Source organism: Halalkalibacter oceani, assembly GCF_023715605.1.
Classification (GTDB): domain Bacteria; phylum Bacillota; class Bacilli; order Bacillales; family Bacillaceae_D; genus Halalkalibacter; species Halalkalibacter oceani.
In genome coordinates this window covers 149,834-166,480 of the sequence record NZ_JAMBOL010000001.1, presented here as the reverse complement: position 1 = coordinate 166,480, position 16,647 = coordinate 149,834, and the positions used below count along the sequence as shown (strand labels likewise).

Below are 16,647 nucleotides of genomic sequence, written 5' to 3'. Positions count from 1 at the left end.
TCCTACTCACCTTTATAATGTGGCTTGCGCTTTTCCTGAAAGGCGCGCAATCCTTCAAGCCGGTCCTTTGTCGACAGCGTCCGCTCATAGGCGAGCTGTTCAATCGTCAGCGCCGTCTGCAGATCAAGATCATAGCCGGCGTCGATTGCCTGCTTCGCCTGCTGAACCGCGATCGGCCCTTGTTCAGCGATTTTACCGGCAAGCTGCAACGCCTCTTCCACAACCTTTTCCTGCGGAACCGCCTTTTCTGCCAGCCCGATTCGTTCCGCTTCCTTGCCGGAAATCCGGGCAGCCGTGTAAATCAGCTCTTTCGCTTTTCCTAAGCCGATTAATCGCGCCAGACGTTGCGTTCCACCCGCCCCCGGAATAATCCCTAATGACGTCTCGCTCAAGCCGTATAAACTCGTGGCGCCGACAACGCGCAGATCACAGGCTAATCCGAGCTCCAGTCCTCCGCCAAAGGCATGACCGTTCATCGCGGCGATCGTCGGCTGCTTCACTGCCGCCACCGCTTCAATCGTCGCCCGGATGAACGAGAGCGTCCGGCGCACTTCAGCTTCCGTCATCTTCACCCTTTCCTTCAAATCAGCCCCGGCGCAAAAGACATTCTCTCCTTCGCCTCTGAACAAGAGCACGCGAGGTTCTCTCTCCACCGTTTCGCGCAGCACCCGCTGCAAATCGACAAGCAGCGCGAGTGATAAAGCATTGGCGCGTTCCGGCTGACGCAGCGTAATCAAAACGATTCCCTTGCCTCTATTCTCAACAGCAATCAACGCGCTCACAAGCACCGCCCTTCCTCTTTGCTCAGCTGTAATTGACTGCTCGGCAACGGCCGCCCAAGCCGCTTTTCAATCCATTGTGCCGAACTTGTCAGCCGGACAAGATCATTGCCGGTCTTTGCGCCGAGCGTTTGCATCAAGTACACAAGATCCTCTGTCGCGACATTTCCGGAAGCGCCGCGGGCGTAAGGACAGCCGCCAATCCCTCCCGTCGAGCCGTCAAAGCGGCGGATCCCGAGCTGAAAAGCAGCATAGATGTTCGCGAGTCCTGTCCCATAGGTATTATGAGGATGAAGAGCGAGCCGCTCAAGCGGAATCATGCGGCCAAGCCGGCTGATAACAGCCTCAATTTGCTTCGGTCCGGCAATGCCAATCGTATCGCCGAGTGACAGCTCCGTTACTCCCATTTCAAACAGACGCTCCGCCAGCCGTTCGACCTCGTCGACCTCCACCTTGCCTTCATAAGGGCAGCCGAATGCCATCGAAAGATAGCCGCGCACCGCCTTCCCGGACTGCCGCGCCTCCTCGGCCACCCGGCTCAAACGGGCAAGCGCCGACTCCGTATCGGCATTGATGTTCTTCTGATTATGCGTTTCACTTGCTGAAAGAAAAATCGCGACTTCATCAATATTAGCAAGCAAAGCCCGTTCAAGTCCCTTTCTGTTCGGGACGAGCGCGGCATAGGTAACCCCGGGACTTTTCTTAAGCGTGCGCGCCACCTCGTCCGCATCGGCCAATGCCGGAATCCACGACGGGGAGACAAAGGAGGTGATCTCGATATACGTCAGCCCGGCTTCCCCCAGCTGTTCGATCCAGTTCAGCTTATCGGCCGTATCCAGCCATGTTTGCTCATGCTGGAGTCCGTCTCTCGGTCCAACCTCACGGACATACACTTGACTGCTGTCAGTCATCCTGCTCCTCCTTCCTCATGTCATTTCCATCAGCACGTCGCCTTCGTTGACAAACTCACCTTCCTCCTTCAAAATCGCCGTCACCGTTCCACTGCTTGCAGCTTCTATCGAGATTTCCATCTTCATCGATTCAAGTATCGCGACTTGCTGCCCGACCGTCACCTCATCGCCAACCTGAACGATAATCTTCCAAACATTCCCTGCCATCATTGCTTTAATTTCAGCCATATTTCAACTCTCCCCGTTGTCGATATGTTCCATAATAAACTTCGTTGTGACGTTCCCTTTTGAAAACTCGTGATGATTGATCACCTTCCTTAAAAGCGGGAGGTTTGTTTTGATGCCTTCAATCTGATAGCGGCGCAGGGCGTACTTCATCCGCTCGATTGCTTCCAGCCGCGACGAGCCGTTAACGATAATCTTCGCGATCATCGGGTCGTAAAACGGCGAGACGACACTTCCTTTTGAAACGGCGCATTCATGGCGAATATAAGGCTCCTGCGGCTGCAGCAGGCCGGTGATTTTTCCGGGAGAAGGCAGAAAAGTCTCCGGGTCTTCGGCATAAATCCGCGCCTCAAGCGCATGCCCTGTGCAGGCGATCTCCTCCTGCCGCAGCTCCAGTTTTTCTCCGGCGGCAATCCGCAGCTGCCACTCGACAAGATCAAGCCCTGTCACTTCCTCCGTTACCGGATGCTCGACCTGGAGGCGCGTATTCATCTCCAAAAAATAGACGTTTTGCTCCTGATCGACTAAGCATTCTATCGTACCGGCATTCGTATAGCCAAGCTGCTTCGCCGCTGTAACAGCCAGTTCGGCGATTTTCTCCCTTAAAGGTCCGATGATCGACGCGGCCGGCGCTTCCTCGATCACTTTCTGATGACGGCGTTGAATGGAGCAGTCCCGTTCAAACAAATGAATGACATGACCATCATGATCGGCTAAAAGCTGAATTTCAATATGCCTGGTGCCTTCCAGAGCTTTTTCCAAAAACATTTCGCCGTTTTTGAAAAAGCGCGAGGCCCGCTGCCGAGTGGCGTCGAACGCCTGCTTCAGCTGAATCGGATTGCGGACAAGCTCCATTCCGATTCCCCCTCCACCTGCCGCCGCCTTCAGCATCACGGGAAAACCGATTTCAGCCGCGGCGTCGACCGCTTCCTCTTCGTTTTTCACGGCTTCCATCGTTCCCGGAATTACCGGAAATCCGGCTGCTTCCATCGCCTTTCGCGCCGCAATTTTATCTCCCATTAAAGCGATAATCTCCGGCGAAGGTCCGATGAAGACAAGTCCCTCTTCCTGACAACGGCTCGCAAATGACGCCTGTTCGGATAAAAAGCCGTAGCCCGGATGGATCGCCTCCGCTTTCGCTGCTTTTGCAATGCTGATCAGTTTTTCACCATTTAAGTAGCTTTCGCTCACTGGCGCCGCCCCGAGCAAATAGGCTTCATCCGCAAGAAAAACATGCGCCGCCGTCCGGTCAGCCTCGGAATAGACGGCAACCGTTTTAATGCCGAGCCGCCGGCACGTACGAATTACCCGGACGGCGATTTCTCCACGATTGGCAATCACTATTTTCGTAAACACCGTCTGCACCTCCCTCCGATTTTGCTTTAGCAGCCAAGCTTTCTTGCGATGACGAGCCGCTGGATTTCAGAGGTCCCCTCCCCGATTTCCAGCAATTTGGCGTCACGGAGCATCCGCTCAACCCCGTACTCCCGCATATAGCCGTAGCCGCCGTGAATTTGCAGCGCCTGATTGCAAACGCGCGTCGCCGCCTCGGAGGCAAACAGCTTGGCGAAGGCTGCTTCTTTAGCAAATGGCTTGCCCTCATCCTTGAGCCATGCTGCTTTAAGCACCATATTGCGCGCCAGTTCAATGTCAAGCGCCATATCAGCCAGCTTAAATTGAATCGCCTGAAACGACGAAATCGCTTTGCCAAACTGCTTGCGTTCCTTGGCATAGGCGAGCGCCTTGTCAAATGCGGCCTGGGCGATGCCGACAGCGAGCGCGCCAATTGAAATCCGTCCGCCGTCAAGCGTGAGGAGAAACTGTTTAAAGCCTCCAGCCGGATCGCCGAGCACGTTTTCCTTCGGCACGCGAACATCCTCGAGCAATACTTGACATGTGTTGGACGCGCGTACCCCCATTTTTTTGTACTGGCAGCGGATCGTTACACCCTTCTGATCCGTCGGGACGATAAAGGCCGAAATCACCTTTCTTCCTTGCACATCACGGGCCGTCACCGCCGTAATCGTGATAATTTCGGCAATGCCGGCGTTCGTAATCCAGCATTTTTCCCCGTTGATTACGTACTCCTCGCCATCAAGCACTGCCGTCGTTTGCGTTCCTCCAGCATCCGAGCCGGCGTTAGGCTCCGTTAAGCCAAATGCCCCGAACGCTTCCCCTTTTGCCAGCGGTGGCAAATATTTCTTTTTTTGTTCCTCCGTGCCGAAATAATAAATCGGACTGGCGCCAAGCGACACCGCCGCCGCATAGCTTAGCCCCGTCCCGCCGCAGGCCCGCCCGATTTCTTCCACGGCAAGCGCGTAGGAAATCGTATCGGCGCCGGCACCGCCATATTGTTCGGGAAAGGGCAAACCAAGCAGACCTAGCTCGCCCATTTGCGCAAATTGTTCAGCCGGAAATTCCGCTTCGTCATCGAGCCGTTCCGCCAATGGAGCCAGTTCTTTTTGAGCGAAATCACGAACGAGATTGCGGATCATCCGCTGTTCCTTTGTCAACTCAAAATTCATCAGAAACCTCCTTTTACTCCGCTGAACAAGCGCTCATTTTCAAAGCGCATATTATGAAAGCGCTATCATAACTTCTCTTTACGTTACCCAAAGCCCGCCGTTAAAGAGAAGCTGTGAAAAAGGACGATTTTCACTTTTTCAGCAGTTTCAATGGCCTCCCGTTCAGCCAGGGTGTTCGAACAGTAGCATGGTAAAGCCTCTGTTCAACGATCTTTATATCTTTATTCAAAAACACCACTAACAATGTCAAAGAAAAACCGCGTAGCGGCTTTTCTTTAAAGCGGCGTGCGAAGCCGTTACCATTTTTTAAGGATGACTGAAAACGGGCTTCCTTCAGGCAGCCGCGTAACGCGCGAAGCCGACGCCCTTCCTCGATTCTCCCCTGTAAATGTTTGATTTCGTAAATGAGAAAAACCGCCAGACGGTTTTTCTTTAAAGCGGCGTGCGAAGCCGTTACCATTTTTTAAGGATGACTGAAAGCGGGCTTCTTTCAGGCTGCCGCGTAACGCGCGAAGCCGACGCCCTTCCTCGATTCTCCACACATCTCCCCGGCGAATCATTATTCAAAAAGACTAAAAAAAGCCGCCCGCGGATGAAGTCCCCGCAGACGGCTTTGATTGAATCTGTATTTTTTAGTAGCTGCCGATTTCTACCGGCTTGTTTTTCGTTTCCGCCTGCGCCGCCAAAAGCTCCACGAGCAAGCCCATCCCCTGTTCAATTTTTTCCGGGGTGGAGTGCGTATAATTCAGACGCATCGTGTTTTTCTCAGGTTTTCCGGCATAGAACGGCTCACCCGGCACATAGGCGACTCCCTTTTCCACCGCTGTATTGAGCAGCGTCGTCGTGTTAAGCGACTTTTCAAGCTCGACCCAGAGGAACATCCCGCCTTTCGGTGTGACGAAGCGCAGGTCCGGCAAATCGGCCCGCTCCAGACAGTTCACCATCACTTCCATCCGGCTCTTGTACACCTTAACTAGGTTTTGGATATGGCCGTCCAAGTCAAAATGGCGGCACAGCTGATACAGTGCCTGCTGCGACAGTGAATTGGAATGAAGATCATTCGCCTGCTTCGCCTGGGCCATCATCCGAATGACCTGGAATGGACCGACAACCCAGCCTGTCCGCAATCCCGGCACCGCCGTTTTGGAAAAGGTACTCGTATATAACACATGCGTCCCATCATCAAGCGCGGCAAGTGGCGTATACGTTTCCTCCGGTCTGAATTGGATCTCTCCATACGGATCATCCTCAAAAATGACTACCTTGTATTTATGAGCAAGCTTAACGAGCATCTTGCGCCGTTCCAGTGACCAGACGCGGCCCGCCGGGTTGGAGAAAGTCGGCACGACATAAATGCTTTTCGGCTTAAACAGCTTCAGTTTTCTTTCTAAATCTTCAGGAAGCATGCCATTGTCATCCGAGTCGACAGCGATTACCTCAGCCTCATAGGACTTAAACACCTGGAGCGCAGCCAAATAGGTCGGGTCCTCCGTTAAAATCACATCGCCAGGACTCAGCATGATTCTTGAGAACAAATCAATCGCTTGCTGCGACCCGGTCGTCAAGAGAACCTCATCGGTTGAAAAGCCGCTCACTCCCTTTTTGCTCATTCTTTCAAGAATCACTTCACGCAGCGGACGATAGCCCTCTGTTTCCATATATTGCAACGCCCCTTTTCCTGACTCAAACACGCGGGAAAAGGCTTCTTCTATCCCTTCAATCGGAAATAAGTCATCATCCGGCAGCCCACCGGCAAATGAAATAACATTGCCCTGTCCGACAACCTTAAGAATGTCCCGCACAGCGGAGGATTGTAAATGACGAACGCGATTTGCAAAGGCATATTTCATAACTTGCACCTCTATTACTCTAAAAGTTTTGAATATTATACATACTAACTCATTTCACTTAAAAGTCAATCCCAAAAATCAATTCCATCCGAAGCTTTTGTGACAGCCAAAGGAACTGCTCAGAAACCAGGTCCACTTTCACTTGGATCATCTTCTTCGCATACTACCATTTTCCCCAATTCACAGCTAAAAAACAGAAAAACGATCGAGGGGGCAACTCCAAATATGACGCATTGGCCGTGAACTGCTCGTCCGCTTTAAAAACCGGCTTTCGGCAGAGGTCAAAAGGATGATGAAATCCTCCTTCTCTTTTGCATAGGGATGACTAAGCGCGACTTTTTCACGCGCTGCTACAAAGAGACAAATGGAGGGGTTTGAATGGGGAGAATTCTGTATGTACCACTTGATGACAGACCGGTCAACACTGACGATGTGATCATGCAAGGAAAATCAGCGGGGATTGAGGTTATAACCCCAAACACAGCGTCAATCAGGAACCGGTTAGATTCGCAGCTACTCGCTTGTGGCTCATCAATAACAAGCACGTATTCACCGACTTTCGGAAATCCGGCGGATATCCGGCAGTTTATTGTCAACCATGCAGATTCGGTTGATGGCTTTATTATTTCGATTGATATGCTCGTGTACGGGGGTCTGATCGGCAGCCGCCGCCTCCGCCCGACAAGCGGAGGAACATACCCGCATTACGATTCAACCGTAACCGGCCTGCTCGATACGCTGAAGCAAATCAAACAGCGTTATCCGCATAAACCTATCTATGTGCTCGATACGGTGATGCGTCTCGCCACTACTCCGTTCGTCGAAAGTGAGACGCAAGATTCTTATACTGAATCGAGAAGCTTTATGCAGCAAACGCGAAAAACGGAAACGGAGTTCGAACCGATTCTAAACGGCTATGATCTCCGTCCAGACGGTACAGCCTTTGGCGATCCTGTTCACTTCAATAAAGAGCAATACTACCACGCCCGCCGTCATAAGTTTAAAACGAATCGCTATGTCCTTGAACAGCTGGCGAAACAGCAGGTGATCGACTTTCTGGCGATTGGTGTCGATGATGCCTCGACCGAAGGCGTGCAGATGAATGAAATCAATTGGATCGAAGCCCGGATCAATGAATGGCTCGACGGAACAAACGGACAAAACCGCGAGCGGGCAATTATACTGCCGGATGCTGACGGCCTCGGCCATTGCCTGCTGGCGCGTATGGTGAACCATTTGCAGCACGGCAGTTCAACGCCCCGCTTTCAGACACGCTACTACGGGCCGCACGGTTCCACCATCATCAACCCATATGAATATATGAATATTGAAGACAATATTCGTCATCACGTCGAGATAACAGGCGGGGACTATGTAACGAGCGGCCCATATGACATCGAAATCATTTCGATAACGAGCTCCGCTGAAGCTGAAAATGCGGCAAGGCGGATGGCAGCAAACGGAAAAAAACAACTTCCGACAATCGTCATTGATTTCGTTGGAGCTGGTCCCGCTGATCCGACCGTTACCCACTCCTTGCTGGCAACCCCGTTTACAGGACGTATTCTCGGCTACAGCGGCTGGAACACAGCTGGAAATAAAATCGGCATTGCCGTCGGAATGGGGCAGGCGCGTTACGATTTTTTAAAGAGTGAAACCGAAGCAGAGGCGCTGAACATCGCGGTCAACGCCCACGGCTCCTTATTGTTCAAAAGATTTCTCAAGGATTATTATTACAAGCGGGAAACGATCGGAGACATCCGCGCCATTTCAGCGGAACGCTCTGCCTATACAAATGTCGCTCCCGATCAAAATATGCTGCTGTTCAACACGAGCAGCGACTACTTACAGCTGACTGCCGTTCTCCGCGAACAAATGCAGGCGTATACAAGCACTCTCGCCGCCGAGCCCGCTTTCTGCGCTTCCTATAATATCCGACAAATAAACGGCTCATCGTGGAACCTTTCTGCTTACCGCAGCGCCTCCCTCGCTTATGGAAACCCTGAATTTTCCTGGGGGCGGGCTTTTGAAATTACGCTTAATCCAACCGTCACGCTCGGGTAAAACGCTTGAAAGTCTGTTATTGTGCAGTAGGAGTCTTTTACCACGATACAAGATTCAACTAAGCCAAAATTTGCCGATTATTGTGTAATAAAGCTGTTTTAGTTTTTATTGCAATTTCTCGGATAACCTTACAGCCAGTTGGGGTTAGGTTTTATAAATCTTAGATTTAAAAAGACCTGCGTCAAAACTGGTGCAGGTCTTTTAATCACATAAGGAGTTAGTGAATTCACGATCAATACAACGGAATCTTGACCAATCACACCACCATTGGATTCTTTTAACTTAAGTTTCAACTTATGTAAAGAGGCAAAACAAAAAATGGCAAGTATTGAGATGCACCTATACTTGCCATTAGCTATTTGACTGCAATAATAAATCGTCTATATTTATGACTGCCTTTATATTTTACCATGATAACGCCATGATGGAATAACACAAACATCTTCTTATACTAATTAAGGTTAAGCCCCCGTTAGTGAAACAAAAGCTGAAAGACAATTAATAAAAATATGGGTCCAAATACGATAAACTCACCAAGAGTAGGACTTCCATAAAATGCTCTGTTGAAATTATCATCAGCCCCTCTTTACTCACGTCCAAAAAAGCCAAGGCAATAAAGCCCCGGCTCTCTTTGCTAATGCTTAATCCCAATCGACGTGGAGAATTTCGCCGGTTAGGGCATCAATGATCAATTCAACGTCATCTCCACCGGACTGCTCAATCTCGATTTCATAAACGAGTCGGCCATTTTCGCGGTCAAGATCAGCGTCATCTACTCTTCCTTGCCCGACATGAGCGAGGGCGATGTTTTTCGCTTCTTTCACACTCAGGCGCTCAGCTGAGTCAGCCTGCTGCGTGCGCTGTGACTGGGCCTCGGCTCCGCGCTTATCGTTGCCTGAAGCCAGCACCTCCCCTGTATTGGCGTCGACATACCAATCATCATCGTCGCCGTGGACCTTGACTTCAATTTCATACATATACGTGCCTCTGTTTTTCTCCAGCTCAATTTCCTTGATCCGTCCTTCTCCCACTTCGTCAAGCACAGCTTGCTTTGCTTGCTCCGCCGTGATCTCCATTTTATCGGCCAGCGGCGTTCTTAACAGATTTCCATCGATATTCAGCACTTCCCCCGTCGCCGCGTCAATATCGAAATCATAATCTTTTCCTTCATACTTCAATTCAATTTCATAATAACGGTGGCCATCATCGGAATCCTGCTCGATTTCTTTCACCTTGCCGGGAAGCACCTGCTGGGCGATCGCAATCGCCTCTTCCTTTGTGATCGTTTCATCGTTGGCTGGGCTGTTTTCGTTTTCCGTTTGAGCAGGCTGAGCGGTTTGCGTATTTAACACGACGGCCGATTCATCGACAGATACCTTTCCATTGTCCGTAGCACCCGCTACTCCAATAGCAGCGCCCCCTGCCAGTAATAAGCTTGTTGCGATCGTTGTCCATTTGTTCATTGTTGTTTCCTCCCTTTTCTTATTCTGCTTTCAGCATACAGCTCCTTTCTGAAAACACCCTTAAAGAAAAATGAGAATTTGATGAGAAAAGGGCTGGAACAAAAGGTTATTTTTTCGTACCTTTTGTCCAGCCCTTAAGCAATGTGCGGAACCGCCACGATCTTGTAAAGTCCGATGTGAGTGGGTTTCTCACATCGGACTTGTGGTGTGTGGAGCCATTGCCAATAGGTCAAAGCTAGTTTTATCTCAAGCTCTTACAGCAGTGTGCGAAGTCTGCGCATGTTTTAAAAAGCTAGAAGGAAAGTGAGTTTCTTTCCTTCTAGCTGCGCGCAGTACGAAGCCACTAGCCTCCTCGAGTTACGCTCAAAAAAATAGGGCTGGGCCAATCTTTTTTTGTCCAGCCCCTGCTAGTCCTCCCAAATAATCGTGATCACTTCGCCCGTTACGGCGTCAATTAATACGGTCGCTTCATCGCCGTCCTGACCTTCGATTTCGATCTCCACCTCATAGAGGAGACGGCCATCCTCGTCCTCAAGGTCAACATCCTCGACATGTCCGGACACTTGCTCCAGCGCAATTCGTTCAGCCTCCTGCTTCGTAATCGTCTGGGCAGGCTGTTCATCGCCCGGGCGCCCTTTTTCTGGCTCCTCTTCAACCTGGTAGTTCAACACCTCGCCCGATATCGCGTCGATTTCGATTTTTCCACTTCCTTCACGCTGCTCGATCACAACAGCATAAAAGGGGCGCTCATTCCTCTGCCTTTGTTCGATTTCAACAATCGTCACGTCTTCCTCCACCATACCAGCGATCAGTTCCTTCACCTGCTCAACAGAAAGTCGGCTGTTCCCGGGTGCATTTCCTTCATTCTCTCCCGGCTCAATCTGCTTACGGTCGGCCAATTGCTCCAAGGAGAGAATCTCTCCTGAATAAGGATCGACCAGAACCCCGTAGAGCCCGGCCTCGGTTAAAATGGTGACCTGGTAAACCTCTACGCCATTCTGCTTCGTATGGACGAAAGCTTGAATCGTTCCGGCAAACTGCTCGCCGATCGATGCCCTGACTTCTTCCTCGGCGAGAGCCGACTGAGATGGCTTCAGGAAAGTAAACGCCAGCACAGTAACGACCAGAACTCCTCCGATGACCACTGCCCATTTTCTCCATGTCGCTCTACCCATCGCTTTTCACCTCAATTTCCCCTCTTCGCGGCAAAGTGACCGTAAAGGTCGTTCCTGCTCCCTCTTTGCTCGTCACGACGATCTTTCCTTGATGCGCGTCAACGATCGCCTTGGCAATCGACAGCCCGAGACCGCTTCCTCCCGTTTGCCGGCTTCGCGCTTTATCAACGCGAAAAAAACGCTCGAATACATGAGGAAGATCTTTTTTCGGAATGCCGATCCCTTTGTCGGTAACGTTCATCTCCACACTGTCCTCGTGATTCTTCAAGGAAATGATGACATCATCTTCACTATATTTCAAGGCATTTTCACAGAGAATGAAGAGCAGCTGCTTCAGCCGTGGCTCATCACCAAAGACGATGCACGCCTCCGCCGCTTCGACATGGAGCTTTCGCTCATAGGCCTGCTCTAGCTTTTTCGCAGTCTGTTCGGCAAGCACATCGATCTGAACCCGGCGAAGCTCCAATGTCCGATCAGGCTCTCCGGTGGCCAGTGCGAGCATCTGCTCCGTCAGTCCCTTCATCCGCTCTGCTTCTTCGGCAATCGCGTGAATTGCTTCTTCAAGTCGTTCCGGATCTTTCTTTCCCCAACGCTGCAAAAGACGTGCATAGCTTTCGATCACCGTTAAAGGCGTTCTCAGTTCATGGGAGGCGTCGGACACAAATTGCTGCTGCTTTTCATAGTTTTTCTCGAGCAGCTCAATCATCCCGTTAAAGGTCGCCCCCATTTGATCAAGCTCATCCTTCGGTTCAGCCGGTACCTCAATCCGCTGAAAGCTGCCACTTCGTCTAATATCCTCCATCGTTTCCTTCAAGGCTTGAATCGGATAGAGGAGGAGGCGACTTAACGCCCGTCCTGCAAGGAAAGCCGGCAGAAGGATAAAGAGGGAAGCGATGACGAGGACGAGCCGTAGCGTCGCCAATGTCGATTCATACGATTCCATCGGCTCAATAACTTCAAGCGCGACGACAGAGCCGTCATTCCAAATAAGCGGAAAGCGGGCGACAGCCATCCGTCTCTCCTGAGCGTGCAGCTGCTCCTTTTCCTGACCTGTCGTATACGAATGAGGAATCGCCCGCAGCTCGGGGTATTTCGTTACCGTAACCGCCTCACTGCCGTTCTCTCTGATAATCCGGACCATCCCGTCTCTCGGCACATAAGCAGCGAGCAGATTGGCCGCGTTTCCTTGATCGCCCCGGAGCGCCTCGGCAATCGTTTCAGCCTGTGACATAATCCGGTCAAGCTCTGTTTCTGCCGTCCGGTGAGCGAACAAAAAGTAAACGCCACTATTGACAATCACTAAAAGGACAAAAAGCCAAACCGTTGAAAACCATGTTATCCGGCGGGAAATTCTCATTTTTTCGCTACCTTCATCACATAGCCGACTCCGCGCACCGTCTGAATGAGCGGCTCGTCAAACGGTTTATCGATTTTTTGCCGTAAATAGCGGATGTACACATCGACGACATTCGTATCGCCGAAATAGTCAAAGCCCCAAACATGCTCGAGAATTTGTTCACGGCTGAGAACCTGCTCGGCGTGGCGCAATAAAAAGACGAGCAGATCAAATTCCCTCGGTGTACACTCAATCAACGTGTCACCCCGTTTTATGTCACGTGTTGAAAGCTCAACCGTCAAATCTGCCATCGCTAAAACTTCCTTCGCCGATTGTGGCTCAGCCGCTGTCTGCACTCGTAAGCTTGCGCGAATTCGCGCGAGCAGCTCTTCAATATCAAATGGTTTTGTTACATAATCATTGGCGCCCTGATCAAGCCCCATTACTTTATCAACGACGGTATTTCTCGCCGTTAAAAGAATGACAGGCGTCTGGTCGCCCCCTGCTCTCATTCTCCGCATGACCTCCATCCCGCTCATAACCGGCAGCATTACATCGAGGAGAACGAGTGACCAGCTGCTTTCCTCCAGCCGGGCCAGCGCCTCCTCGCCATCACGGGCAACCGCTGTCTTATAGCCTTCATGCTCCAGTTCCAGCTCCAGCACCCTCGCAATATTTGCTTCATCTTCGACAATTAATATACGCGCTTTATTCATAGCCATCCTCGCTGTCTTTTTTTTAAAAGTGTACATGAATTACCGCCCTGGAGTAAACAAGCAGCAGCTCCCGGATCGTTTCTCCTATTTTTTCACTAGTAAGAAAGGACAATCCGCTGGAATCCAGATACGTGCTCCTCTGCTGAAAGAAGGAAAGCCAAAGAAAAAAGAGCTGTGAACGACAGCTCTGCATTCCTCGTTATGTTTTTAGCGGTTTTGCTTTTTTCACCGAAGCCGTTAAGAAGGGGATTAGACATATTTGCGATGAACCTTCTTCCCGTCATAAATAAAAATGATTGCCTTATCGTTGACGACGGATTCAAGATGGACCGGGCGGCCCCAGAGCTGGTACATATAGGGAAGCACCTTTTCTAAATAGCCAACATCGAGCTCCGTCCCTTCATAATTATGGGTAATATACAGCTCGCCGTTTTTCAAATAGTCTCCATCGGTAACGACTAAATAAGGAAAGCCGCCGTTGACCCGTGACGAGGCAAGCTGATCGCGAATATGCTCCCATTCCTTATCGACGATTTTATAATCGGCCCCCTGCTTCTGGAACAAATACATATCCTCGCGCATTACGAGATCTTTCGTGAGATAATTGCGGATGAAGGAAATATCTGATTCAATCTCCCGCACTTCAAACATTTTTTCCCTGCCGCCGCCGGATTTGACGCCTTGACGCTCCTGCATTTCCTTTGTCGGATTATTATAGCGCTCTTCAATGTCTTCAAAAATCTTCAGCCCTAAATAATACGGATTAATCGACGTCTTTGACGGCTGGACGACACCCGCGTTCAGCTTGGCGAATTCAATCGTTTCCTCGCTGCTCAGCTCCATTTCCCGCAGGATCCGCGAATGCCAGTAGGAAGCCCAGCCTTCATTCATGATTTTCGTTTCCAGCTGCGGCCAAAAATAGAGCATTTCCTCGCGCATCATCGTCAGCACGTCACGCTGCCAAGGCTCCAGCTCGCGGCTGTATTCCTCGATAAAGAGCAAAATATCCTTCTCAGGATTCGGAGGGAAGCTTTTTTTCTTCCGCTTCGGTTCCTCTGGTTTCTTTTTCTCATCAAGTCCCCATAAATCGTCATACTCGGACCGTTTTGCTTCCGACTTCGGCTGCTCTTCGTCATCGGTCAGGCTCCAGTTTAATTTTGGCCGGACGATGCTCGGATCGATATGCTCTTGAATCGCCAGCACCGCATCGAGGAACTGCTCTACTTCCTCCTTGCCATAAACATGCTCATAATGGGCAATCCGTTCAGCCGTCGCACTCATGCTTTCAACCATATCTCGGCGCGTATTGGAAAAGCGCACATTGTTTTTGAAGAAATCACAATGAGCGAGCACATGAGCAACGATCAGCTTATTTTGAACGAGTGTATTGCTGTCGAGCAAAAAGGCATAGCACGGATCTGAATTGATCACGAGCTCATAAATTTTGCTTAACCCAAGATCGTATTGAAGTTTCATTTTATGAAATTGTTTCCCGAAGCTCCAATGGGAATAACGAGTTGGCATCCCGTAAGCACCGAACGTATAAATAATTTCAGCCGGACAAATTTCATAGCGCATCTCATAAAAATCAAGCCCGAAGCCTTCGGCGATTTCCGTTATTTCCGCAATCGCCCGCTCCAGCTCTTTCCATTCCACAGCTGCCATAGATCTCCCTCCCAGACAATGCTTTATACATCATATGCGGGAAGGAGAAAAAAAGACGTCGCTAACGAGGGAAGACCGTAAGCGCAAGCAGCCTTGACCGTTTGCCGGCAAGCGGTTAACGAAATCCCTCCACCCGCTCCAGTACCTCGTCCTGAAGAGTCTTGAGCCTCCGCCTGCTGTCGGCCGCTGACGTGCCTTTGACGCCGAAGTAAAACTTGATCTTCGGCTCGGTACCTGATGGGCGTACACAGAACCAGGAGCCATCCTCAAGCTTGTATTTCAGCACGTTTGACCGCGGATAGTCAAGATTCGCCGTCTCTCCCGTCAACGGATTTAACGCGGACAGCGCCTCGTAGTCTTCAATCGTCGTCACACGCTTTTCAGCAATAAAATCCGGGGGAGATTGGCGGAAAGCATCAAGGATTCCTGCCATTTTTTCAAGTCCTGATTTGCCCTTCAATGTGACCGAGGTTAGGCTCTCTTCAAAGTAGCCATGCTTTTCATACAAAGCGTGCAGACCTTCGTAAAGGCTCATCTGTCTCGCTTTATAAAAAGCGGCGAGTTCCGCTGTTAAAAGACACGACTGGACAGCATCTTTGTCACGGACAAAATCACCGATTAAAAAGCCATAGCTTTCCTCATAGCCGAATAAAAAGGTATGCTCTCCTGTTTGCTCGAATTCTTTTATTTTTTCGGCGATAAATTTAAAGCCCGTTAACGTATCGAGTGTCGTGATGTCATAGGAGTCGGCAATCGCCCGGCCGAACTCAGAGGTGACAATCGTTTTAATGACAGCTCCGTTTGCCGGCAGTCGCTGCTGCCGCTTTTTTTCGGAAAGGAGATAATCAAGCAGCAAGGCTCCAATTTGGTTGCCCGACAGGCAACTATAATCCCCGCTCCCGTCCCTGACGGCAACGCCCATACGATCCCCGTCAGGATCGGTCGCCAGCAGCAGCTCGGCCTGCTCTTTTTTGCCATATTCGATCGCCATGGCAAATGCCTGCTCTTCCTCCGGGTTTGGCGAGACAACGGTCGAAAATTCAGGATCAGGAAGCTGTTGCTCGGCGACGACGGTCAGCCCTGAAAAGCCGGATTCCGCGAACGCTCTTTGAACAAGGAGATTGGCGGCTCCATGCAATGGGGTAAAAATTATCTTGAGCTGCCCACTCCACTCCTTCACCAGCCCGGGTTGAACAATCAGGCTTTTTACTTGCTCGAGATAAGCGGCGTCAACATCTGCGCCAATCATCCGCAACAGCTGCTTTTCCTTCATTTCAAGCTCGTCTGTCACCTCAATCGCCAGCTCATTTTCGACCTCGTGGACGCAACGAACAAGCTCATCGGCCGGACCAGGCGGCAGCTGACCGCCATCAGGGCCGTACATTTTAAAGCCATTGTATTGAGGCGGATTGTGGCTTGCTGTAATCATAATACCAGCCTCAGCTTTCAGGTAGCGTACGGCAAACGAAAGCTCCGGCGTCGGCCGCAGTTCCTTAAACAAATAAGTCCGGATCCGGTGCCTCCCTAACGTTAAGGCGGCCTCCATGGCGAATTCTTTTGATTGATGACGGGAATCATAGGCAATCACGACACCCCGTTCTTGCGCCACTGCTCCTTTCGCTGTTAAAAAGCGGGCAAGACCTTCAGCCGCCCGCCTCACCGTGTAACGGTTCAGCCGGTTAGGCCCAGGCCCCAGTTCACCGCGCATTCCTCCGGTGCCGAATTCCAAATGCTTGTAAAAGCAATCCTCCAATTCTTCTTCCTTGCCCGCCAGCTGAGCCAGCGCCTCGCTCATCTCTGGCTCAAGTCCGGAAAAAGAGCTCCATTTTTCGTATTGTTCCTTCCACTCCAAAGGCTTCCCCTCCTGCCATCTCACCTCTTTCTCATTATGTATTCTTTCTCCAAAAAATTGATGCCTCCTCTTTCTAATTGAAAAGA

Annotated in this window: 14 protein-coding genes; 1 reads left to right on the top strand and 13 read right to left on the bottom strand. The window is 50.7% G+C overall.

From position 1 onward, the window contains the following. Window positions 1-2: 2 nt before the first annotated feature. The 7 genes from M3202_RS00790 to M3202_RS00760 all read right to left on the bottom strand — a co-directional run bounded on the left by M3202_RS00790 (window position 3) and on the right by M3202_RS00760 (window position 6,290). Entirely contained in the window at window positions 3-782 is a 780-nt protein-coding gene (locus M3202_RS00790) for an enoyl-CoA hydratase-related protein (protein WP_251221480.1), read from the bottom strand. Continuing rightward, on the bottom strand, window positions 779-1,690 hold the full coding sequence (locus M3202_RS00785; RefSeq protein ID WP_251221479.1) for a hydroxymethylglutaryl-CoA lyase: 912 nt from the start codon (window positions 1,688-1,690) through the stop codon (window positions 779-781). The genes M3202_RS00790 and M3202_RS00785 overlap by 4 nt, the downstream gene beginning before the upstream one ends. A 15-nt stretch (window positions 1,691-1,705) precedes the next feature. Next, window positions 1,706-1,918 (bottom strand): acetyl-CoA carboxylase biotin carboxyl carrier protein subunit, encoded by a 213-nt coding sequence (locus M3202_RS00780; RefSeq protein WP_251221478.1) that lies wholly within the window; start codon window positions 1,916-1,918, stop codon window positions 1,706-1,708. 3 nt (window positions 1,919-1,921) lie between these two features. Then, the gene (locus M3202_RS00775) at window positions 1,922-3,271 is read right to left on the bottom strand and encodes an acetyl-CoA carboxylase biotin carboxylase subunit (RefSeq protein WP_251221477.1); all 1,350 of its coding nucleotides are present in this window, start codon (window positions 3,269-3,271) and stop codon (window positions 1,922-1,924) included. Between the two features lie 26 nt (window positions 3,272-3,297). Further along, window positions 3,298-4,440, bottom strand: coding sequence for an acyl-CoA dehydrogenase (locus M3202_RS00770; RefSeq protein ID WP_251221476.1), 1,143 nt, complete (start codon window positions 4,438-4,440; stop codon window positions 3,298-3,300). Between the two features lie 296 nt (window positions 4,441-4,736). Continuing rightward, window positions 4,737-4,982, bottom strand: coding sequence for a hypothetical protein (locus M3202_RS00765; protein WP_251221475.1), 246 nt, complete (start codon window positions 4,980-4,982; stop codon window positions 4,737-4,739). A 90-nt stretch (window positions 4,983-5,072) separates the two neighbouring features. Beyond that, on the bottom strand, window positions 5,073-6,290 hold the full coding sequence (locus M3202_RS00760) for an aminotransferase-like domain-containing protein (RefSeq protein ID WP_251221474.1): 1,218 nt from the start codon (window positions 6,288-6,290) through the stop codon (window positions 5,073-5,075). Between the two features lie 378 nt (window positions 6,291-6,668). Between M3202_RS00760 and M3202_RS00755 the strand changes: the two genes are divergently transcribed. Next, the gene (locus M3202_RS00755; RefSeq protein ID WP_251221473.1) at window positions 6,669-8,354 is read left to right on the top strand and encodes a DUF4127 family protein; all 1,686 of its coding nucleotides are present in this window, start codon (window positions 6,669-6,671) and stop codon (window positions 8,352-8,354) included. A gap of 641 nt (window positions 8,355-8,995) precedes the next feature. Here M3202_RS00755 and M3202_RS00750 read toward each other — a convergent pair. The 6 genes from M3202_RS00750 to M3202_RS00725 all read right to left on the bottom strand — a co-directional run bounded on the left by M3202_RS00750 (window position 8,996) and on the right by M3202_RS00725 (window position 16,561). Next, window positions 8,996-9,817 carry a PepSY domain-containing protein gene (locus M3202_RS00750; protein ID WP_251221472.1) on the bottom strand — a complete coding sequence of 274 codons (822 nt, stop codon included), beginning with the start codon at window positions 9,815-9,817 and terminating at the stop codon, window positions 8,996-8,998. Window positions 9,818-10,224: 407 nt separating this feature from the next. Further along, the gene (locus tag M3202_RS00745) at window positions 10,225-10,992 is read right to left on the bottom strand and encodes a PepSY domain-containing protein (protein ID WP_251221471.1); all 768 of its coding nucleotides are present in this window, start codon (window positions 10,990-10,992) and stop codon (window positions 10,225-10,227) included. Beyond that, entirely contained in the window at window positions 10,985-12,349 is a 1,365-nt protein-coding gene (locus tag M3202_RS00740) for a HAMP domain-containing sensor histidine kinase (protein ID WP_251221470.1), read from the bottom strand. Before M3202_RS00740 ends, M3202_RS00745 begins: the two co-directional genes overlap by 8 nt. Continuing rightward, on the bottom strand, window positions 12,346-13,044 hold the full coding sequence (locus M3202_RS00735) for a response regulator transcription factor (protein ID WP_251221469.1): 699 nt from the start codon (window positions 13,042-13,044) through the stop codon (window positions 12,346-12,348). The genes M3202_RS00740 and M3202_RS00735 overlap by 4 nt, the downstream gene beginning before the upstream one ends. Window positions 13,045-13,293: 249 nt before the next feature. Then, on the bottom strand, window positions 13,294-14,709 hold the full coding sequence (locus M3202_RS00730; protein ID WP_251195936.1) for a SpoVR family protein: 1,416 nt from the start codon (window positions 14,707-14,709) through the stop codon (window positions 13,294-13,296). 115 nt (window positions 14,710-14,824) lie between these two features. Continuing rightward, window positions 14,825-16,561 (bottom strand): phospho-sugar mutase, encoded by a 1,737-nt coding sequence (locus M3202_RS00725; RefSeq protein ID WP_251221468.1) that lies wholly within the window; start codon window positions 16,559-16,561, stop codon window positions 14,825-14,827. Window positions 16,562-16,647 lie beyond the last annotated feature (86 nt).

Coding starts and splice junctions, on each gene's coding strand:
- M3202_RS00760 (WP_251221474.1), bottom strand. CDS start 6,290: ATGAAATATGCCTTTGCAAATCGCGTTCGTCATTTACAATCCTCCGCT.
- M3202_RS00740 (WP_251221470.1), bottom strand. CDS start 12,349: ATGAGAATTTCCCGCCGGATAACATGGTTTTCAACGGTTTGGCTTTTT.
- M3202_RS00780 (WP_251221478.1), bottom strand. CDS start 1,918: ATGGCTGAAATTAAAGCAATGATGGCAGGGAATGTTTGGAAGATTATC.
- M3202_RS00730 (WP_251195936.1), bottom strand. CDS start 14,709: ATGGCAGCTGTGGAATGGAAAGAGCTGGAGCGGGCGATTGCGGAAATA.
- M3202_RS00750 (WP_251221472.1), bottom strand. CDS start 9,817: ATGAACAAATGGACAACGATCGCAACAAGCTTATTACTGGCAGGGGGC.
- M3202_RS00745 (WP_251221471.1), bottom strand. CDS start 10,992: ATGGGTAGAGCGACATGGAGAAAATGGGCAGTGGTCATCGGAGGAGTT.
- M3202_RS00785 (WP_251221479.1), bottom strand. CDS start 1,690: ATGACTGACAGCAGTCAAGTGTATGTCCGTGAGGTTGGACCGAGAGAC.
- M3202_RS00735 (WP_251221469.1), bottom strand. CDS start 13,044: ATGAATAAAGCGCGTATATTAATTGTCGAAGATGAAGCAAATATTGCG.
- M3202_RS00755 (WP_251221473.1), top strand. CDS start 6,669: ATGGGGAGAATTCTGTATGTACCACTTGATGACAGACCGGTCAACACT.
- M3202_RS00770 (WP_251221476.1), bottom strand. CDS start 4,440: ATGAATTTTGAGTTGACAAAGGAACAGCGGATGATCCGCAATCTCGTT.